Origin of the sequence: Microbispora rosea, from assembly GCF_900156315.1 — a bacterium.
GTDB classification, from domain to species: domain Bacteria; phylum Actinomycetota; class Actinomycetes; order Streptosporangiales; family Streptosporangiaceae; genus Microbispora; species Microbispora rosea.
The window spans coordinates 1-18,654 of sequence record NZ_FTNI01000044.1 but is presented as its reverse complement, the minus strand read 5'-3'; the positions used below and the strand labels follow the sequence as shown (position 1 = coordinate 18,654).

The window sequence follows — 18,654 nt, the reverse complement described above, 5'->3', positions numbered from 1 at the left end:
CACCCCTCGTCCCTTCGGGACCATTTCCCCGATACCGAGATCACAATTCGATGAAAAAGACGGTGATGGGGGGAAGGTATTGCTAAAGCGGAGGTAACGACGAAATATCCGAATTGGAGGTTTCGAACAGCCAGCCGCCCGACTCGTCCAGGTCGGGCTTGCGCCGCTCCGCCGTCTCCTGCGGACGCGGGTCGTCCCGCTGGTGGATCAGGCACTTCACGACCGCGGAGCATACCGTGAAGCCCTCGGACGGCGCGGGCGTGCCGGTCAGGGCGCACCAGGCGAGTCCGGCCGCGTACGCGGAGCCGAGCAGGGCGGCGGCCGTCTCCCGATCGGGCGGGACCAGCCCCGGCGGCAGCTCGCCGCCGGCGGGCCAGCAGCCTCGCAGCGGGTGGGCGGGCTCGGCGAGCGCGAGGTAGAGAGCCTGCCGGAGTTCGTCGTCCATCCACGGATAGAGCGCGGTGACCACCTGCGCGGTGCGCGAGCTGCCCGGCGCGGCCCAGGCGGGCTCCGACACGCCGCACACGCCCGCCACGTCGGCGGCGAGCAGCGCGGCCGCCACGGCTCGCGGATCCATCCCGCGGGCGGCCGTGTAGCCCAGGGCCTCGACCAGGTCGTACAGGGTGTGCCGGAAGTGCTCGCCCGGCGCCCATTCGGGGAGCGTGGCAGGGACGAGGTGCGGCGGGCAGCGTGACAGCCAGGCCTGCCGTACGGCGCCGCCGGGCATGGCGTGCTGGTCCAGCCAGGGGCTGCCGAGCAGCGGCTCCGCCATCGCGATCAGCGCGTCGGCGCGCGGGCGGAACCGGGGGTCGGCGCGCAGCACGGTGGCGGTCTCGGCCATCAGCCCGGCCAGCCGCAGGCCCGCCTCCCGCGCGCCGGAGCGCATCCGCTCGGCGTAGAGGGCCACGAGCGCGTCGAGCGAGCCCATCGGCAGCCAGCGCACCCAGTCGTCCCCGGGCAGCGGCCTGGCCAGGAACTCGCCGAACATCGACAGCATGACCTCGTTGCCGTCGAAGGCGGGCGCGTAGGCGCACCACATGATCGTGCCCCATACGGCGGCCACCGTCGCGGCCACGTCGCGGGCGAAGACCTGCTGGTAGACGCTGCCGGCGAGGGGGAAGTCCTCCCGGCGCAGCCCGCGGTGGGCGAGCAGCAGCGCGCGGAGCCGTTCGGTGATCTCGTGCGGAACGTCCGGGCCGACGAACCCCTGGGTGGACCCGCGGTCGTACGCGAAGTCGGGTCCGGCGGGGATCAGCGCGGGCGGGATCGGCACGCCCGGCGGACTCGGCCGCGCGCCGGAGCGGACGGCCGGATGCAGCGGGGGAGCCGACAGGTGCCAGCGGCCGTCGACGCGGTCGAGGCGATACCAGCGGGCATGCGCGCCGAACAGCCACCGGGCGCCGTCGGGAGTGACCAGAGCCCGCTGGGCCAGGGTGTGCGCCCGGGTGACCGGGGGAAGTAGCGCCCACCGGGGGTCGCCGACGACGGCGCGTACGTCGCGCTCCATCGTCGTGAACCCGTCCCAGTACACGCGGCAGTGTCCTCCGTCCTCGGAGAGGACGGTTTCTCGCTGATCCCGGATGAGGCAGCCGGAGCAGGCGGCGGCCGGGCCCTCGACCGATGCCCTCCGGGGCACACGATGCCGGGACGAACTCCGGCGGTCCCCTCGCTGGATCCGATGGTAGCTCGCCGGTCCGGGAGGCGGCGGGAGCGCGTGGGGTGGAGGAGCGGTGCGGCGGAGCCCGTCGTGAAAGTTTCACGCCCCGCGATGGGCTGAGCAGCACATTTGCGTATTTCTCCGGGTTGTGGGGTATCTCGGCGAGGTCCGGCCACTTGGCATGGGCTCCCGTGGCGTATTCCATAGGTGCTCGTGACGGAGATCCAGGAGGCCGGAGCCGCCCGTGAGCGGGACGCGGACGAGGCATCGGAGAAGATGACGCCCGTGGACACCTCTGGCGGCGCGGCGACCGGCGAGCAGACGGGGCCGCATTCGCGCAGGGAACGCTGGGCGGTGTGGTGGCTCAGCCGGTCGTCCGACCGCACGGCTCTGCTCATCTGGTTCTTCTGGCAGGTCGCGTCGTACATCTATCTGATCCTCGCGGCGCCGGGCCGTACGGAGGACGCGATCCTCGACCGGTTCAACCGGTATGACTCCTACAACTTCATGGACATCGCGAAGTACGGCTACGACGGCCGGCCGGAGGACCAGGACTCGCCGCGGCTTGTCGCGTTCTTCCCCGGCCTGCCGCTGCTGCTGCGCGTCGTGCACCTGGTCATCCCGGACCTGCGGCTCGCCCTCGTCCTGATCTCGCTCGTCGCGAGCGCCGTCGTGGCGGTGGCGCTGTCGCGGCTGAGCGAGTCCTACCGGGAGGGCAGCGGCCCCTGGGCCGTGCTGGCGTTCTTCCTCAGCCCGTTCGCGGTGTTCCTGCTCGCCGGTTACACGGAGGGGCTGTTCCTCGCGCTGGCCATCCCCGCGTGGCTGCTGGCCCGGCGGGGCCGGTGGGAGTCCGCCGCCGTGTGCGCCGCCTTCGCGTCGTCCATCCGCATCTCCGGGCTCTTCCTCGCCCTCGGCCTGGTCGTGCAGTTCCTCGTCTCGCGCGACGGCCTGCGTGCCCCGAGGGGATGGCGGAAGGCGCCGTGGCTGGTGCTGCCGGGTGTGCCGGTGCTGGCCTACATGATCTACCTGTGGAACCGCACGGGTGACCTGATGGCCTGGAAGTCGGCGGAGGCACAGTACTGGGGCCGCTATCCCGAGTTGCCCTGGAACGTGTTCATCGACACCTGGCACAGGTCGCTCAACGAGCCCATCCTGGCGACGTCGTACCGCGAGGAGATCCTGTCGGCGATCGTGCTGGTCCTGCTGATCATCGCGCGGCTGGTCCGGCGCAACTGGCCCGACGTCGCCTACCTGGCGCCGCAGGCGGTGGCGCTGCTGGCGATGTCGTCGTTCTACATGTCGGTGGGCCGGGCGTCGCTGCTGTGGTGGCCGCTCTACATCTCGGTCGGCGTCGTCGGCAGCCGAAGGCCCTGGGTCATGATGGCCTACCTCGCGGTGGCCGCGCCCATCTGGGCAATCAATGTCGGAAATTTCACCACAGGCGCCTGGGTGGGTTGATCCACCTCTGACTAGCTTCTCCATGTATGGGGGCATTTGTCGCAGGAGTGGCGGTTGTTGCGGTTGTGGTAGCCGGTCTTCCATCGGTGGCCGACACCTATCGGGTGAACGTCCTCACCTACAACGTCTGCGCGGCGGGCAACAGCGCCGGCACCTGCGTACGCGACCTCACCCCTGAACGCCGCAGGACCTGGGCCGGTCAGGTCTCCGCGCTGATCCGGTCGAGGGACGTGGACGTCGCCTCGTTCACCGAGATGTGCTACGCCCAGGTGAGCCTGCTCCGGCGTGAGCTGCCCGGCTATCGGCTGGTCTGGTACGGCTACGCGAAGGGCGGCGGGCCGGGCCGCGAGGACCGGTGCCGCACGTTGTGGAGCGACCTCACCCCGGACACCGTCCCGCCGGACGGCAAGACCTTCGGGGTGGCGCTCGCGCTGAAGAACGGCGCCGAGGGCCCGCCGTTGCGGCGGCTGCTGCACGCCGACCACGCCCCGGCGACACCGGACGAGAAGATCCACCCCCGCGGCCTGCTGTGCGCCCCCGGCCGGGTCGGCCCGCGCCGCTCGGTCTGCTGCGTGACCCACATCTCCGACACCGAGACCCCGCGACAGGTCACCGGACTGGTGTCGGCGTACGCCGGGAACGCCCCGGTGATCCTCACCGGAGACTTCAACCGCGAGCCCGTCCACGACCAGCTGACCGAGGTGTACGGCATGGGCCTCGGCGAGGGCGGCTACACCGAGGTCGACGCCGAGACCTGCGGGATCGCGCGCCGGGGCGGCGAGCCCACCACGCGCGGCGGCCGGAAGATCGACTACATCTTCGCGACCGAGGCCGACTACCGTCCGGGCGGGGCCGAGATCGTCAGAACGGACCCGGAGCTGTCGGACCACCTGGCGCTGGCCGGGACGCTCATCGGGACCGAACCGAGGCCGCGGCGTGACGGCGGGCCTTGGCGAGGTAGTTGTCCGGCGTACGCGCGAAGGAGGCGCGGTCGTCGTCGGTGAGCTCGCGGACGACCTTCCCCGGCACGCCCGCGACCAGCACGCCCGCCGGGATGCGGCGGCCGGGCGGCACGACGGCCCCGGCCGCGATCAGGGACCCGGCCCCGACGACCGCCCCGCCGAGCACGACCGCCCCGATGCCCACGAGCGCGCCGGTCTCGACGTGCGCGCCGTGCACCATCGCCCGGTGGCCGAGACTCACCCGGTCTTCCAGGATCGCGGGCTCACCGGGGTCGGCGTGCAGGCAGCACAGGTCCTGGATGTTGACCTCGTCGCCGACCTCGATGCGTTCGTCGTCGCCGCGCAGCACCGAGCCGTACCAGACGTTCGCGCCGCGTCCGAGCCGGACCCTCCCGACGACCACCGCCCCGGGTGCCACCCATGCCTCGGGGTGGATGATCGGTGTGGCGTCGTCGTCCAGGTCGGCGATGTACGGCATGGGCCCATGATCCCACGGGCCCCCGCGCCTGGCCCGGCCCGGCATCCCGTTTCGCCGGCGGCTCGGGCGTTCAGGTTGCGATGTGCGACGGATAGCAGGAAAGTCGTGTCCTGGCTGCGTTACCGTCGTTATCTCCAACCCCAGGGTTTCTCATGACGAATCAGACCGACAACTTCCCCGACCTGATGAGTGACGACTCCTTCGAAGTCGTGATGCGTGGCTACAGCCGCCGGCAGGTCCACGACTACATGATCCGGACCCGCAACCAGATCCGGGACCTGGAGGAACGGCTCGCCCGCACGATCGACCAGGCGGAGCAGAGCCGCCTGGAGCTGGCCGAGGCGCGGCGGAGGATGACGGATTCGCCGCAGAACCCCGACGAGCTGGGGGAGCGGCTGAGTCAGATACTCAAGCTGGCGCAGGAGGAGGCGGCGGCCAACAAGGAGGCGTCCGAGGCCGAGGCCAGGAGACTGCGCGAGACCTCGGCGGCCGAGGCCGAACGGCTCGTGACGTCGGCGCGTGAGCAGGCCGACGCGATCAGGGGCGCCGCCCAGGAGGAGGCCGAGCGTCGCGTCGCCGACGCCACCGCCACGTCGGAGCGGCTGCTCGCGCAGGCGGGCGCGGACGCGGAGGAGACGCTGGGCACGGCCCGCGCGGAGGCGGAGGAGACCCTGCGCTCCGCTCGCGCGGAAGCGGAGCGGCAGCTCACCGCCGCCCGCATGGAGGCGGAGCGGCTGCTCGTCGAGGCGCGCGGGCAGGCCGAGGCCATGCTGACGGCGGCGCAGCAGCGGGTGAACGCGCTGGACGAGCACACCGGCCGCCGGGTGGCCTACCTCACCGACACCCACACGGAGGTCGTGCGCCGGCTCAACGAGATCGGCTCTGTGCTCGGCGACCTGATGCACCGCGAGACCGCGGCCGGCCCGCTGATCGACGAGGCCGCCGTGCTTCCGCCCCCGCCGCAGGTGCACGCCATCGCCGCGGGCGCGCCCGACCAGCGACACGACCAGCGGCAGGACCAGTCGTACGAGCAGCCGCACGAGCAGTCGCACCAGCAGTCGCACGGGCCGGTCGAGGACCCGCGGCAGGCCCTGGAGGCCGGGCCGTCCGGGCAGCAGGCGCATGACGCCGGCGATCAGGGGCGGATGGACGGCGACGAGGACGACGCGGTCCTGATCGTGGACGACGGACGCCACGAGGACGGGCACGACGTGACGTCGTCGCCCGAGGACACCGACGTCAACCTCGGCCGGGTGCGGCGTGCCATGCCGGACGGGGAGTCGGTCGCCGGCAAGTAAGCGGGCATGCGAGTCGGCATGCGAGCCGGCCAGTGAGCGGGCATGCGAGCCCGTTCCGGCCGGCGCGACGCATGTGAGGACTGGTAGCGGAAGCCCCCGCCCCCGATCGGGTCGGGGGCTTCCGCGCTCATGGATCGGCGGCGCGTGCCTCCTGTTCGCGCAGCAGCTCACGCAGTCCGTCGGGCTCGTCGGCGTCGATGGTCATCGCGCATCCCGCCGCCCGCTGCGCCGAGCTGAGCGGGTGGTGCCGGGTCGCCCACCACCGCCCCGCGTCGCTCCGCCAGATCGTCCACTCCGGAAACTCCCGGGCGATCTCGGCGAGGCGTCGGTCCAAGGACATCCGTACACCCTCCCTCGCCGTATGCCCGGGTGCTCTTGACCTGTCCACCTCAAGGTGCGGGACATCTCTAGAGAAATCAATGATCGGGATGGTCAGGTCAACGTTGCCTCTTGACCTAGGCGTCGAAGTCGTATTGGAGTACATACGACGCCGCGTCCAGGATCATCTCGTTGACCTCGACCGGCACGCCCCCTTCCGCGAAGGCGACCCGGGTGACGGAGATCACCGGCGTGCCGGCCGGAAGGCTCAGCGACTCGGCCTCCCCGGGCAGGGGCATCCGGGCCCGCACCTCCTCGCTGAAGTGGACGGGGGCCCGGCCGAGCTCGCCCAGCCGGGCGTACACCCCGCCCGGGCCCGTGTCGGGCAGGACGACCGCCGTGCCCTCCACGAGGTCGGCGGGAAAGCAGGAGGCCGCGAGCTGCACCGGGCGGCCGTCCACCGAGTAGCGGCGGCGGCGCACCCACACCTCGCCGGTGCCGAGCACGCGGGCGACCTGCTCGCTCGCCGGCTCGCGCAGGATGGTCACCTCGTCCACGACGTACGACCGGCCCCGGGTGTCGGAGTCCCAGATGGCCAGGCCCTGGGCCCACTGCTCCCGGGAGAGCCGGCGGGACCCGTGGCGGCGGATGGGGCGGAACAGCCGCACATAGACGCCCGATCCCCGCTTCGGCACGGCGAGTCCTTCGTTGATGAGCACGGCGAGAGCCTGCCGTGCCGTGGCCCGTGCGACGCCGTGCTCCTTCATGAGCGCGTTCTCGCCCGGTAGCCGGTCGCCGTCACCGAGTGCTCCGGACAGGATCTGGTCGCGCAGCCTGTCGGCTATACGGCGATAGATCGGGGACTCGTGATGCACCGACGGGGATTCCGTCACGTTTGATCACCCTCTGTCACCAACGGGGGTTTGGCGTCTCCAGAGAACTTGCCCCGTCTTGTCCACGATCGCACAGAGTCTTGGGTGCGTCTTGTGCTTACTTTTGGCTGATCGTGCCGGTGTGGCGATCTCTGGGGGTTATAGCCGTCCGCATCCGTGGAACGGTCCCTTCCGGTATTGCCGATGCCGGGAACGCTCCGTCATCACGACTACGACAAGATCGGATATTTCGGTACATAATGCGGTGACGAAGGAGTTGCCGATGGTACTCAGCCGGGCCGAATGCCAGGACCTCGACGCCAAGGACCCGCTCCGGGAGTTCCGGGACGAGTTCTCGCTGCCCACCGGGGTCGTCTACCTGCTGGGCAACTCGCTCGGCGCGCTACCGAGGCGTACGCCGGAGCGGGTGGCTCACACGGTCGAGACCGAGTGGGGGGTGCATCTCGGGGCGAGCTGGAACACGGCCGGCTGGTGGGACATGCCCCAGAGCACCGGCGACCGCATCGCGCCCCTCATCGGCGCGCGCCCCGGCGAGGTGCTGGCGGGCGACTCCACCTCGGTGAACATCTTCAAGGTGGTCACGGCCGCCCTCCCGCTGCGGCCCGGCCGCCGCGTGATCGTCTCCGACCTCGATAACTTCCCCACCGACCGGTACGTCGTGGAGGGCGCCGCCCGGGCGCTCGGCGCGTACGAGATCCGGGACGTCGGCGAGGCCGGCCCTTCGCTGGAGGACGCCCTCGGCGACGACGTCGCGCTCGTGCTGCTGTCGCACGTGGACTACCGGACCGGTGCGGCCAGGGACATGGCGGCGGTGACGGAGCTGGTCCGGGCGGCCGGCGCGCTCATGGTCTGGGACCTGTGCCACAGCGCCGGGGCGCTGCCCGTACGGGTGGGCGAGGCGGACTTCGCCGTCGGCTGCACCTACAAGTACCTGAACGGCGGGCCCGGCGCTCCCGCCTACCTGTACGTCGCGCCGCGCCACCAGGACGCCGTCCAGAACGTGCTGTCCGGCTGGCACGGCCACGCCGCGCCCTTCGACTTCGAATCTCACTACCGTCCCGCGCCCGGTGTGCGGCGTTTCGCCACGGGCAGCCCGCCGATCCTGTCGTACGCCGCGCTCAACGCGTCCCTCGACATCTGGGGGCGGGTGGACCTGGACGAGGTCAGAGCCAAGAGCGTGGCCCTGACCTCGCTGTTCATCGACCTGCTCGACGAGCTCGGCGGCCCCGGGCTCGGGCTCGTCCTGGCCTCCCCGCGCGACCCGGAGCGGCGGGGAAGCCAGGTCAGCTACCGTCACCCGCACGGCTACCCCGTGGTGCGCGCGCTCGCCGACCGGGGGGTGGTGGGGGACTACCGCGAGCCGGACTTCGTCCGTTTCGGCTTCGCCCCGCTGTACCTGCGCCACGTCGACGTGTACGACGCGGCGACGGCGCTGGCCGAGGTGCTCCGCGAGGAGCTGTGGCGGGACGAGCGCTACGCGCGGCGGCTCACGGTCACCTGAGGCGCGTCAGCGGCCGCGGCGGGCCAGCCCGGCGACGATGTCTCCGGCCAGTGCCACGCAGCGGTCGCAGATGCGCCCGCCCTCGCCGTGGACCATGTGGACGCGCGGACCTGGCGGCCTGCGGCAGAAGGAGCAGGCCGCGTCGCGCTTCATGCGGCGGTTGACCAGGTGCCGGTGGGCGAAGGCGGGCGTGAAGCGCCTGCGCGGGCTTCGCCTGACGTATCCGAACCGCTCACCGATGGCGGTCCAGGACGCGCCGGCCTCACGGGCCCGGCACACCGCGAGATCGAGCAGGGCGTCCACCTCGCCGCCCGCTTCGCCGGACAGGTCCCGGCACAGGGCGATCGCGGCGGACAGGATTTCCAGAGGGTTTTCGGGGTCGGATGCGCGCGAGCGGGCTCGCTCGAGTAACTCAGATGCCTCCATGGCGGACACCATAGGCCGCCGTACAAAGACGATCAAGCGCGGCCGCGACGCGTAGGCTGGCCTGGTGAGGATGCCCGAGGAGCGGGCCCGGGAGCTGTTCTCGGCGGCCCGCGTGGCCCGCCTCGCGACCGCCGGGGCCGAGGGCGCGCCGCGGCTCGTCCCGGTCACGTTCGCCCTGCTGCGGGACGGTGGGAAAGGCACCGTGGTGACGGCCGTGGACCACAAGCCGAAGGCCACGACCGATCTGCGACGGCTGCGCGACATCCGCGACGATCCCCGCGTCTGCCTGCTGGCCGACCACTACGAGGACGACTGGGAACGGTTGTGGTGGGTGCGCGCCGACGGGCGCGCCCGCGTCGTGGAGGGCGGCGACGAGCGCGAGCGGGCCGTGGCGTGGCTGGCGCGCAAGTACGCCCAGTATCGCGAACGGCCCCCGTCCGGGCCCGCGATCCTCGTCCGGGTCGAGCGCTGGTCGGGCTGGTCGTACGGCGAGCCGTAGGCCGGCGGGCGTGTCAGGCGGGCGTGGCCCTGCGGATGTGGTCAGGCGGGCGGGAAGGGGTCGTCTCCCCGGGCGATCGCGTCCAGCATGCGGGCCGTGAACGCCTGCGCCGCGCGGTGGATGCCGGGACCGTAGCTGACCCTGGCCACGCCGAGGGCCGCGAGGTCGCGGATGGCCGGCACACCGGGCCGGAACAGCACGTTGATCGGTCCGCCCATCTCCTTGGCGAGCGCGCCGATCACTTCGGGATCGCCCGCGAAGATCGGGTAGACGCAGTTGGCGCCGGCCGCGAGATAGCGGCCGCCCCGGTCGAGCGCCTCCGCGAGTCTCTCGCCGGGAGTCCCCGAACCGTGGATGAAGGTGTCCACGCGGGCGTTGATCACGAGGCCGGTCCCGGCCTCGTCCGCCGCCGCCCGCACGGCGGCCAGGAAGTCCGCCTGCTCGCCGGGGTCGATCAGTGCTCCGGTCGCGGGGTCGGAGTCCTCCAGGTTGCAGCCCACGGCGCCCGCGGCGGCGAGGCGCTCGACGAGTTCGGCGGGCTCCAGGCCGTAGCCGCGCTCGACGTCGGCGGTGACGGGGACCGCGACGGCCCGGGAGATGCGGGCCACGGCCGCGAACATCTCGTCCGCAGGCGTGTCGTGCCCGTCTTCGTAGCCCAGGACGGCGGCGACGGACGCGCTGCCGGTGGCGACGGCGGGGAAGCCCGCCGCCTCGACGGCGCGCGCCGACGCGGCGTCCCAGGCGTTGGGCAGCACGACGGGGTCGCCGGGCACGTGGAGCGCCCGCAGGGCCGCCGCCTTCTCGTGGATCTCAGCCATACGGACACCCTAGAGACTCCGGCCGGGGAGAACGCCACCCGCTTACGGGGGAATGAGGGGAGATCGCCGCGGGTCTGAGGGGTCGAGTGCGGTGTCGTGGCCTTGCTCACATTGGATACGCTCGCGAAACCGGCCCCCGACCCCCGTTCGTCAGGAGAGTTTCATGAGCGACATCGACAGCGCCGCCGACCAGGCCGGAGCGGACAGCCGTCCCCGCGTGGACTTCTACTTCGACCCCGTCTGCCCGTTCGCCTGGGTCACGTCCCGGTGGATCCTGGAGGTCGAGAAGCAGCGCGACATCGACCTGCGGTTCCGGGTGATGAGTCTCTCCGTGCTGAACGAGGGCAAGGAGGACCTGTCCGACTTCTATCGCGAGGCGGTGCCCAGGTGGCGGGGTCCGGTCCGGGTGTGCGTCGCAGCCGCCCAGCACCACGGTGAGGGCGTGCTGCGCGACCTGTACACCGCGATGGGCACCCGCATCCACAACCAGGACAACAAGGACTACGGGGTTGTGGCCAAGGAGGCGCTCGCCGAGGTCGGGCTGCCGCTCGAACTGGCCGACGCCGCCGGCACCGACGAGTACGACGAGGCCCTGCGCCGCATGCACCACGAGGGCATGGACCCGGTCGGCGACGAGGTGGGCACGCCCACGATCCACATCGACGGCGTGGCGTTCTTCGGCCCGGTGATGACCCGCATCCCGCGCGGCGAGGAGGCGGTCCGCATCTTCGACGGCGCCGTCGCCATGGCGAAGTTCCCGTACTTCTACGAGATGAAGCGCAGCCGCACCACCGACCCCGAATTCGACTGACCGGCGCCCCTCACCTCGGCGGCTCCTCCTGGGGCCGCCGGGGCGCCGCCTTGCCGGTGTTCCTGAACAGCGAACGCATGGTCGCCAGCGCGGGAGATCTGTCGTCGGACCGCCAGGCCAGGCTGATCGTCCGGTGCAGGCCCGGCGGGGCGAGCCGCCGTACGCTGAGGGGGTTTTCGGCCAGGTCGGCGACGGTTCTCGGCACGAGGGCGAGGCCCATGCCCCCGCTGGCGAGGGCGCAGGACATGCCGTAGTTGCCCGTCTCGTACGCCACGACGGGCGGCGCCAGCCCCTCGCGGCGGAACAACGCCTCAAGGGCTTCCCGGTTGGCCAGCCCGCGCGAGCCGCTGATCAGCGGCCGCCCGGCGAGCTCGGGCCACGGCAGCGGCTCGGCCGGATCGGTGAGCGCGTGCCCGGGGGCGGCCACCAGCACCAGCTCCTCCACCAGCAGCGCCTCGACGGCGACCCCGGAGGGCAGCGCCGGGGCGGGCTGGTGTTCGTAGGTGTGCGTGAGCACGAGATCCGCCTCGCCGGAGGCCACCGCGGGCAGCCCCGACGGCGGTTCGTACTCCCTCACATTCACCTCCACGGCGGGGTGAGCCCGCCGGAACGCGGCGAGGACCGGCGGTAACAGGTGGATGCCGGCGGTTGTGAACGTGCCGACCGTGATGTGCCCGCCGGACAGGCCGGCGAGCGCGGCCAGGCCGTGCCGGGCCCGTTCCAGCTCGTCGAGCACCCGCCGGGCGTGCTCCACCAGCAGTTCGCCCGCCGCCGTGAGCGTGGCTCCGCGGCGGTGCCGGATCACGAGTGCGGCGCCCGCCTCCCGCTCCAGCTTGGCGATCTGCTGCGACAGCGCGGGTGGCGTGTAGCCGAGGCGGGCGGCCGCCCGGGTGATCGAACCGGCCTCGGCGACTGCCACCAGCGCCGCCAGGCGTGTCACGTCGTGCATGAAGCAATGCTTAACACCGCCTCGCCAAATGTGACATACCTCACGAAGGCTCCGCTCCCGCATCCTCGTCTCACGACCCGAAGGGAACTGGAGGAGCGGATGAGTACAACGCGATCGACCCGGCCGTTCGAAGTGTGCGTGATCGGAGCGGGGCCGCGCGGTATGTCGGTGATCGAGCGGCTGTGCGCCAACGCGCGTCGGCTGCCGCCGCGGGCACGCGTCCTGCTGCACGTGGTGGATCCGTACCCGCCGGGAGCGGGACAGGTGTGGCGCACCGACCAGCCGGGTCAGCTGCTCATGAACACCGTCGCCTCGCAGGTCACGCTCTTCACCGACCCCAGCGTCGACATCCGGGGGCCGCTGGAGACGGGCCCCAGCCTGTACGAGTGGGCGCGGCACCTGGTGCTCTTCGCGGACGGCGTGCTCTCCCCTGACGGCGAGCTCTCGCCGGACGGCGCGCTGCTCCCGGACGGCGTCTCTGAGGACATGCTCGCCGAGGCGCGGCGGCTCGGGCCCGACACCTATCCCACCCGCGCCTTCTACGGCCGCTACCTGCGCTGGGTGTTCGAGCGGGTGGTCGCGCGGGCGCCCCGGCAGGTGGAGGTGCGGGTGCACGCCGGCCGGGCGACCGCGCTCGACGACGTGCCCGGCACCGGGGCGCAGCGGGTGGTGCTGGAGGACGGCACCGTGCTCGGCTCGCTCGACGCGGTGGTCCTGGCGCAGGGGCACCTGCCGGTCGAGCCCACGGACGCCGAGCGGGAGGCCGCCGCGTACGCCGCCGCACACGGCCTGGTCCACATGCCGCCCGCCAACCCCGCCGACGCCGACCTGAGCACCGACATGAGCAGGGTGCGGCCGGGGGAGGCGGTGCTGCTGCGCGGCCTCGGGCTCAACTTCTTCGACCACATGGCCCTGCTGACGCTCGGGCGCGGCGGCCGGTTCGAACGGGGTGAGGCGGGCCGCCTCGTCTACCGGCCCTCCGGCCGCGAGCCTCGCCTGTACGCGGGATCGCGCCGGGGCATCCCCTACCAGTCCAGGGGCGAGAACGAGAAGGGGGTCGAGGGCAGGCACGAGCCGCTGCTGCTCACGCCGGGCCGGATCGCGTCGCTGGCCGCGCGCTCGGCCGCCCGCGGCGGGCTCGACTTCCGCGCCGACCTGTGGCCGCTGATCGCCAAGGAGGTGGAGACCGTCTACTACGCCACGCTGCTGGCGCAGCGGGAGTGCGAGTGCGTCGCCGGCCGCTTCCGCGCCGCCTACCTCGCCCATCCCTGGGGCGATCCCGGGGAGGCCCTGGTGCTCGACGCCTTCGGCATCGGCCCGGCGGTGCGGTGGGACTGGGAGCGCGCGGCCGAGCCCTACCGGGGGATCGGCTTCGCCGGGCCTGACGACTGGCGCGAGTGGCTGACCGCTTATCTGCGCACCGACCTGGCGCAGGCCCGCGCGGGCAACGTGAGCGGGCCGCTGAAGGCCGCCCTCGACGTGCTGCGCGACCTGCGCAACGAGGTCAGGCAGGTGGTCGACCACGGCGGGCTCACCGGGCGCTCGCACCGCGACGACCTCGACCGGTGGTACACGCCGCTCAACGCGTTCCTGTCCATCGGGCCGCCGGCCGAGCGGGTGGAGCAGATGATCGCGCTCATCGAGGCGGGTGTGCTCACCGTCATCGGTCCCGGCATGCGGGTGCACGCCCGCGACGGCGCCTTCGAGGCCGAGTCGGCCGCCGTGCCGGGCTCCGCCGTACGGGCCAGGGTGCTCGTCGAGGCGCGGCTGCCCGAGATCGACCTGCGGCGCACGGCCGACCCGCTGCTGCGCCACCTGCTCAGGACCGGCCAGTGCCGGGCGTACGTGATCGGCGGGCGGCGTGGTGACGCCGGCCACGAGACGGGCGGTCTCGCGGTGACCCGCCGGCCCTACCGGCTGCTGGACGCGGACGGCCGGGCCCACCCGCGGCGGTTCGCGTACGGCGTGCCCACCGAGTCGGTCCACTGGGTGACGGCCGCGGGCGTGCGGCCGGGGGTGAACTCCGTGATCCTGGGCGACTCCGACGCCATCGCCCGCAGCGTGCTCGCGCTGACCCCCGCGCGGGCCCTCGCGAGCCGCCGCCGTGTCGTGCGCGTGGTCGCCGGGCCCCGTACGGCTCTCGCCGCCTCCGGCGCGACCGGGGCGGGTGTGCGATGAACGACCTGGGCGGTGACCTCGATCTGGGCCTGCTGTCCCCGGTCCGGGTGGGTTCGGCGGCGGAGCGGGCGACCGGCGACGGCGCGTGGCTGCGCGCGATGCTCGACGCGGAGGCCGCTCTGGTCCGCGCGCAGGCCCGGCTGGGGGTCGTCCCCATGGAGGCCGCGGAGACGATCGGCAAGGTGGCGGAGGCGGGCGGTCTCGACCTGGCGGCCCTGGCCCTGCGTGCCCGGGAGGCGGCCAACCCCGTCGTGGCGCTGGTCGAGGACCTGACGGCCGCCGTGGCGGTGGTGGACCCGGCAGCGGCCGAATACGTGCACCGCGGCTCGACGAGCCAGGACATCATGGACACGGCCGCCATGCTGGTGGCCGTCAGGACCCTCGATCTGATCACCGCCGACCTGGACCGGGCCGCGACCGCGATCGCGGGCCTCGCGGCGCGGCACCGCGACACGCTGATGCCGGGCCGCACGCTGACCCAGCAGGCGGTGCCCACCACGTTCGGCCTGAAGGCGGCCGGGTGGCTGCACGCCGTACGCGAGGCCGCCGTCCGGCTGCGCCGGGTGCGCGCGGAGCTGCCCGCCGAGCTCGGCGGCGCGGCCGGCACGCTGGCGGGCTACGTGGAGTACGCGCGGATCGCGGGGGTGCCCGACCCGGAGTCGTACCCGGAGCGGCTGATCGCCGCGTTCGCCGCGGAGGTGGGACTGTCCGAGCCGGTGGTGCCCTGGCACGTCCTGCGGATTCCGATCGCCGACCTCGCCGGGGCGCTGGCCCTCACCTCGGGGGTGCTCGGGAAGATCGCGGTGGACGTGCAGTCGCTGTCGCGCACCGAGGTGGCCGAGGTGGTGGAGCCGGCCGCCCCCGGCCGGGGCGTGTCGTCGGCGATGCCCCACAAGCGCAATCCGGTCCTCGCCACCCTCGTCCGGTCGGCGGCGATCCAGGTGCCCGCGCTCGCCGCGAGTCTCCACCAGTGCCTGCTCGCCGAGGACGAACGGCCCGCGGGCGCCTGGCACGCCGAGTGGCAGCCGCTGCGCGAGTGCCTGCGGCTGGTCGGCGGGGCCGCCGCCGTGACGGCCGAACTGGCCGAGGGACTGGTCGCGTTCCCCGAGCGCATGCGGGCCAACCTCGCGCTCACCGGCAGCCTGACCGTCACGGAACGGGCGGCGGCCGTGCTCGCGCCGGTCTTGGGGAAGGGCGCCGCCAAGCGGCTGCTCGGGGAGGCGTCCGCGGCCGCCGCCGCGTCCGGGCGCCCCGTGGCCGAGGTGCTGGAGGAACTCCTGCCCGTGCCCGAAGGGCTGGACCTGGCCCGGCTGTTCGATCCCGCCGATTACACGGGGGCCGCGGGAGCGCTCGTCGACCGCGTTCTACGCTGCTGTTCAGACGAGTGAGGAGGTCCCGTGACCGGTCGCGTCCTTCCCTTCGGGCCGTCGAGTCCGATCATCCAGGCGCCCATGGCGGGCGGCGGATCCACTCCGGCTCTGGCGGCGGCGGTGTCCGGGGCCGGCGGCCTCGGGTTCCTCGCCGCGGGTTATCGCACGGCGGAGGACGTGCGCCGGGAGATCGCCGCGGTGCGCGAGCGGACGGACCGGCCGTTCGGGGTGAACGTCTTCGTCCCCGATTTCGCGGCCGCACGGCGGGAGCCGGGTGACGACGCGGCACTGGCCCGCTATCGCGACGAGCTCGCCCCCGAGGCCGAGCGGTACGGCGTGACGCTGCCGGAGGCCCCCGCGTGGGACGACGACGGGTGGGACGCCAAGATCGACGTGCTGGTGGACGAACGGGTGCCGGTGGCCGGGTTCACCTTCGGCTGCCCGCCGGCCGAGGTGACGGCCCGACTCCACGACGCCGGAACGGTGATCGTGGTCATGGTGAACACCCCGTGGGAGGCGGTCGCGGCGGAAGAGGCCGGCGCCGACGCGGTGGTGGTCCAAGGCACAGGAGCGGGCGGGCACCAAACGGCCTTCCTGGCCCCGCCGCCGGCCTGGCCGAGCTCCTGGAAGGCGCCCGACGACCTGCCGGAACTCGTGGGCCTCGTGCGGGAGGCGACCCACGTGCCGCTCGTCGCAGCCGGGGGGATCATGGACGGCGCGGACGTCGCCGCCGTCCTCGCCGCGGGCGCGGTCGCCGCGCAACTGGGCACGGCGTTCCTGCGCACCCCGGAGAGCGGCGTGCACCCCGTGCACAAGGCCGCCCTCGCCGATCCCCGCTTCACCCGCACCGCGTTCACCCGGGCCTTCTCGGGACGTACGGCGCGCGGCCTGGCCAACCGGTTCATGGCGGAGCACGAGGCGTCGGCGCCCGCGTACTACCCCCAGGTGCACCACCTGACGAAGGGGCTGCGCCGGGCGGCGGCGGAGCACGGCGACCCCGAGGCGATGGCCCTGTGGTGCGGCCGCGGCTACCGCCGCTGCCGCGACCTGCCCGCCGCCGCTCTCGTCGGCACCCTCATGAAGGAACTCGCGACCGCCCGCGTCTGACCACGACGCCGCTTCAGCGAGAAACGACCCGCGCCTGCACCCCCGGCAGGTCGTCGAAGGCCGCGGACGACTCCATCGTGGGTCGAGGTTGGTTCAGGACCTGGAAGAAGGGTGGGGACGACACCGCGTCGTAATGGACGGGTAACCGGGAGATGGCACGGTGAAGAGGCCGGAGGAGGGCGGAGGTGCTTGTTTTCGCCTCTGAACTAAGATGACCCTGTCGCGACGGGGAGGGTGGTCATGGCGAGGCCTCAGCGCAGGACGGTTCGGGACATCCGCAGAGGCAACCGGGCCGTGTTGCTGCGCGCGCTCTACTTCTCCGGCCCGACCAGCCGCAACGACCTCACCGCGCGCACCGGTCTGAGCGCCGCCACGGTCAGCACGATGACCGCCGACCTGCTGGGCGAGAACATCGTCGTCGAGGCGGGCCAGGTGGAGTCCGATGGCGGGCGGCCCCGCGTGCTGCTGCGCGTCAACCCCGAGTACGGCTTCGCGGTCGGCGTCGACGTGGCGGAGACGCACGTCAGGGTCGGGTTGTTCGACCTGGAGATGACCGAGCGGGCCAAGGTGGACTACATGCTGCGGCCGGCCCGCCACGACCCCGAGCTGATCGCCCGGCACATCCTCGCGGGGGTCGAGGTCGTGCTGTCGGACGCCGGGGTGTCCCCCGAGCAGGTGCTCGGCATCGGCGTGGGGGTGCCCGGCATCGTCGAACCGGGGGCCGACGGCGTCATCCACGCCACGACCTTCGGCTGGGACGGCGTTCCGCTTGGAGCGCTCCTGCGCCGCGGGACCTCGCTCCCGCTGTACGTGGACAACGGCGCCAAGACGATGGGCCAGGCCGAGCTGTGGTTCGGCTCGGGCCGGGGCGCCTCGGAGGCGGTCATCGTGCTGCTCGGCGTGGGGGTGGGCGCGACCATCGTGGCCGACGGCACCACGTTCCGCGGGGTCAGCAGCAGCGCCGGGGAGTGGGGCCACACGAAGATCGTGGCGAACGGGCGGCCCTGCCGCTGCGGCGGACGCGGCTGCCTGGAGGCGTACATCGGGATCGAGGCCATCCTCGACCGGGCGGGCGTCACCTCGCGGGGCGACTGGGAGGAGGACCTCGCGGGCGTGCTGGCCTCGAAGTCCCCGGTGGTCGAGGAGACCGTCACCTACCTGGGCGTGGGCCTGGCCAACCTGGTCAACCTGGTGAATCCCGAGAAGATCGTGATCGGCGGCTGGGTGGGGGTCCAGCTCGGCGAGAGTCTGCTGCCCGACATCCGCCGCGCCACCGCGGCCAACTCGCTGGCCGAGCCGTACGCCGCGACGTCGATCGTCCTGGGCCGTCTCGGTCCCGACGCGGTCGCGCTGGGGGCCGCCACGCTCGTCCTGGAGGAGTTCCTGAACGCGCCGCAGGTGGCGAGGATCACCGCCGCCGGCTGATCGCCGAGGGAGATTCCGGCGGGCGGCGGATCGGTGGGCCCCCGCGGAGTGGTGGACCCATCGATAGGAGAGCGCTCTCCCGGAGACTAACATCCATCGGGGCGTCGCAGTCAAGACATAATTCTGATCGTGAAATAAGCATTGACATAAGCGGACCGGGGGCGCACGCTCATGCCGCTGGACCTCTCTCATCCCCCGAACCCTCGCCCGAGGGGCTCCGCACCGAGGAGACGTACATGCCTCCATCCTCCCCGCCTCACCCCGCGTACGGAAGATCGCGCGGACGGCGCGGGCGCTCCGGCCTGGTCGCCGCCGCGCTCGTCGCGCTGTCGACCTTCGCGGCCGTGACCGGCGTCGTCCCCACCACCTACAGCGCCGCGGCGGCGGCCTGCGGCACCGCCAACGTCGCGGAGGGCAGGCCGTCGTCGGCCTCCTCGGCGGAGAACGCCGCGTCGCCGGCGTCGGCGGCCTTCGATGGCAACACCGGCACGCGGTGGTCGAGCGCG

17 protein-coding genes and 1 pseudogene are annotated in these 18,654 nt (G+C 72.9%); 11 read left to right on the top strand and 7 right to left on the bottom strand.

Going from position 1 to position 18,654, the window contains the following annotated elements; genetic code table 11:
- Positions 1 to 82 precede the first annotated feature (82 nt).
- Entirely contained in the window at positions 83 to 1,531 is a 1,449-nt protein-coding gene (locus BXA11_RS38270; protein WP_204053857.1) for a hypothetical protein, read from the bottom strand.
- A 339-nt stretch (positions 1,532 to 1,870) separates the two neighbouring features.
- Here BXA11_RS38270 and BXA11_RS38265 point away from each other — a divergent pair, with 339 nt between their 5' ends.
- Positions 1,871 to 3,115 carry a mannosyltransferase family protein gene (locus BXA11_RS38265; protein ID WP_051762828.1) on the top strand — a complete coding sequence of 415 codons (1,245 nt, stop codon included), beginning with the start codon at positions 1,871 to 1,873 and terminating at the stop codon, positions 3,113 to 3,115.
- An 86-nt stretch (positions 3,116 to 3,201) separates the two neighbouring features.
- Entirely contained in the window at positions 3,202 to 4,119 is a 918-nt protein-coding gene (locus BXA11_RS38260) for an endonuclease/exonuclease/phosphatase family protein (protein ID WP_076442611.1), read from the top strand.
- Here the strand turns inward: BXA11_RS38260 and BXA11_RS38255 are convergent.
- Positions 4,025 to 4,555 (bottom strand): gamma carbonic anhydrase family protein, encoded by a 531-nt coding sequence (locus BXA11_RS38255; protein WP_076442609.1) that lies wholly within the window; start codon positions 4,553 to 4,555, stop codon positions 4,025 to 4,027. The two genes, BXA11_RS38260 and BXA11_RS38255, sit on opposite strands and share 95 nt — an antisense overlap.
- A 152-nt stretch (positions 4,556 to 4,707) precedes the next feature.
- Between BXA11_RS38255 and BXA11_RS38250 the strand changes: the two genes are divergently transcribed.
- Positions 4,708 to 5,853, top strand: coding sequence for a hypothetical protein (locus tag BXA11_RS38250; protein ID WP_076442607.1), 1,146 nt, complete (start codon positions 4,708 to 4,710; stop codon positions 5,851 to 5,853).
- 127 nt (positions 5,854 to 5,980) lie between these two features.
- Here the strand turns inward: BXA11_RS38250 and BXA11_RS38245 are convergent, their stop codons facing one another.
- Together BXA11_RS38245 and BXA11_RS38240 are read right to left on the bottom strand one after the other, a co-directional pair.
- Positions 5,981 to 6,193: a hypothetical protein gene (locus BXA11_RS38245; RefSeq protein ID WP_030512525.1), complete on the bottom strand. Its 213-nt coding sequence runs from the start codon at positions 6,191 to 6,193 to the stop codon at positions 5,981 to 5,983.
- A gap of 115 nt (positions 6,194 to 6,308) precedes the next feature.
- Positions 6,309 to 7,064, bottom strand: coding sequence for a GntR family transcriptional regulator (locus BXA11_RS38240; RefSeq protein WP_030512526.1), 756 nt, complete (start codon positions 7,062 to 7,064; stop codon positions 6,309 to 6,311).
- 262 nt (positions 7,065 to 7,326) lie between these two features.
- On the opposite strand from BXA11_RS38240, the gene kynU reads away from it, so the two are divergent.
- The gene (gene kynU, locus BXA11_RS38235) at positions 7,327 to 8,565 is read left to right on the top strand and encodes a kynureninase (RefSeq protein WP_076442605.1); all 1,239 of its coding nucleotides are present in this window, start codon (positions 7,327 to 7,329) and stop codon (positions 8,563 to 8,565) included.
- Between the two features lie 6 nt (positions 8,566 to 8,571).
- On the opposite strand, the gene BXA11_RS38230 is transcribed toward kynU, so the two are convergent.
- The gene (locus BXA11_RS38230; protein WP_159454903.1) at positions 8,572 to 8,991 is read right to left on the bottom strand and encodes a ClpX C4-type zinc finger protein; all 420 of its coding nucleotides are present in this window, start codon (positions 8,989 to 8,991) and stop codon (positions 8,572 to 8,574) included.
- 70 nt (positions 8,992 to 9,061) lie between these two features.
- Here BXA11_RS38230 and BXA11_RS38225 point away from each other — a divergent pair, with 70 nt between their 5' ends.
- Positions 9,062 to 9,490 carry a TIGR03668 family PPOX class F420-dependent oxidoreductase gene (locus tag BXA11_RS38225; RefSeq protein ID WP_204053859.1) on the top strand — a complete coding sequence of 143 codons (429 nt, stop codon included), beginning with the start codon at positions 9,062 to 9,064 and terminating at the stop codon, positions 9,488 to 9,490.
- Positions 9,491 to 9,531: 41 nt separating this feature from the next.
- On the opposite strand, the gene BXA11_RS38220 is transcribed toward BXA11_RS38225, so the two are convergent.
- Entirely contained in the window at positions 9,532 to 10,308 is a 777-nt protein-coding gene (locus BXA11_RS38220; RefSeq protein ID WP_076442601.1) for an isocitrate lyase/PEP mutase family protein, read from the bottom strand.
- A gap of 163 nt (positions 10,309 to 10,471) precedes the next feature.
- Here BXA11_RS38220 and BXA11_RS38215 point away from each other — a divergent pair, with 163 nt between their 5' ends.
- Positions 10,472 to 11,119: a mycothiol-dependent nitroreductase Rv2466c family protein gene (locus BXA11_RS38215; RefSeq protein ID WP_051762905.1), complete on the top strand. Its 648-nt coding sequence runs from the start codon at positions 10,472 to 10,474 to the stop codon at positions 11,117 to 11,119.
- Positions 11,120 to 11,129: 10 nt separating this feature from the next.
- Here BXA11_RS38215 and BXA11_RS38210 read toward each other — a convergent pair whose 3' ends face one another.
- A complete protein-coding gene (locus tag BXA11_RS38210; protein ID WP_030512532.1) occupies positions 11,130 to 12,068 on the bottom strand; it encodes a LysR family transcriptional regulator in 939 nt (312 codons plus the stop codon).
- Between the two features lie 99 nt (positions 12,069 to 12,167).
- Between BXA11_RS38210 and BXA11_RS38205 the strand changes: the two genes are divergently transcribed.
- The 5 genes and pseudogenes from BXA11_RS38205 to BXA11_RS38185 form a co-directional block, all read left to right on the top strand.
- Positions 12,168 to 14,246 (top strand): FAD/NAD(P)-binding protein, encoded by a 2,079-nt coding sequence (locus tag BXA11_RS38205; protein WP_076442599.1) that lies wholly within the window; start codon positions 12,168 to 12,170, stop codon positions 14,244 to 14,246.
- Positions 14,243 to 15,634 carry a nitrosuccinate lyase gene (locus BXA11_RS38200; RefSeq protein ID WP_076442597.1) on the top strand — a complete coding sequence of 464 codons (1,392 nt, stop codon included), beginning with the start codon at positions 14,243 to 14,245 and terminating at the stop codon, positions 15,632 to 15,634. Before BXA11_RS38205 ends, BXA11_RS38200 begins: the two co-directional genes overlap by 4 nt.
- Positions 15,635 to 15,643: 9 nt before the next feature.
- Positions 15,644 to 16,723: a nitronate monooxygenase gene (locus BXA11_RS38195; RefSeq protein ID WP_275409731.1), complete on the top strand. Its 1,080-nt coding sequence runs from the start codon at positions 15,644 to 15,646 to the stop codon at positions 16,721 to 16,723.
- 240 nt (positions 16,724 to 16,963) lie between these two features.
- Positions 16,964 to 18,148, top strand: coding sequence for an ROK family transcriptional regulator (locus tag BXA11_RS38190; protein ID WP_030512536.1), 1,185 nt, complete (start codon positions 16,964 to 16,966; stop codon positions 18,146 to 18,148).
- A 236-nt stretch (positions 18,149 to 18,384) separates the two neighbouring features.
- Positions 18,385 to 18,654: pseudogene (locus BXA11_RS38185) on the top strand (hypothetical protein); the annotation flags it as partial.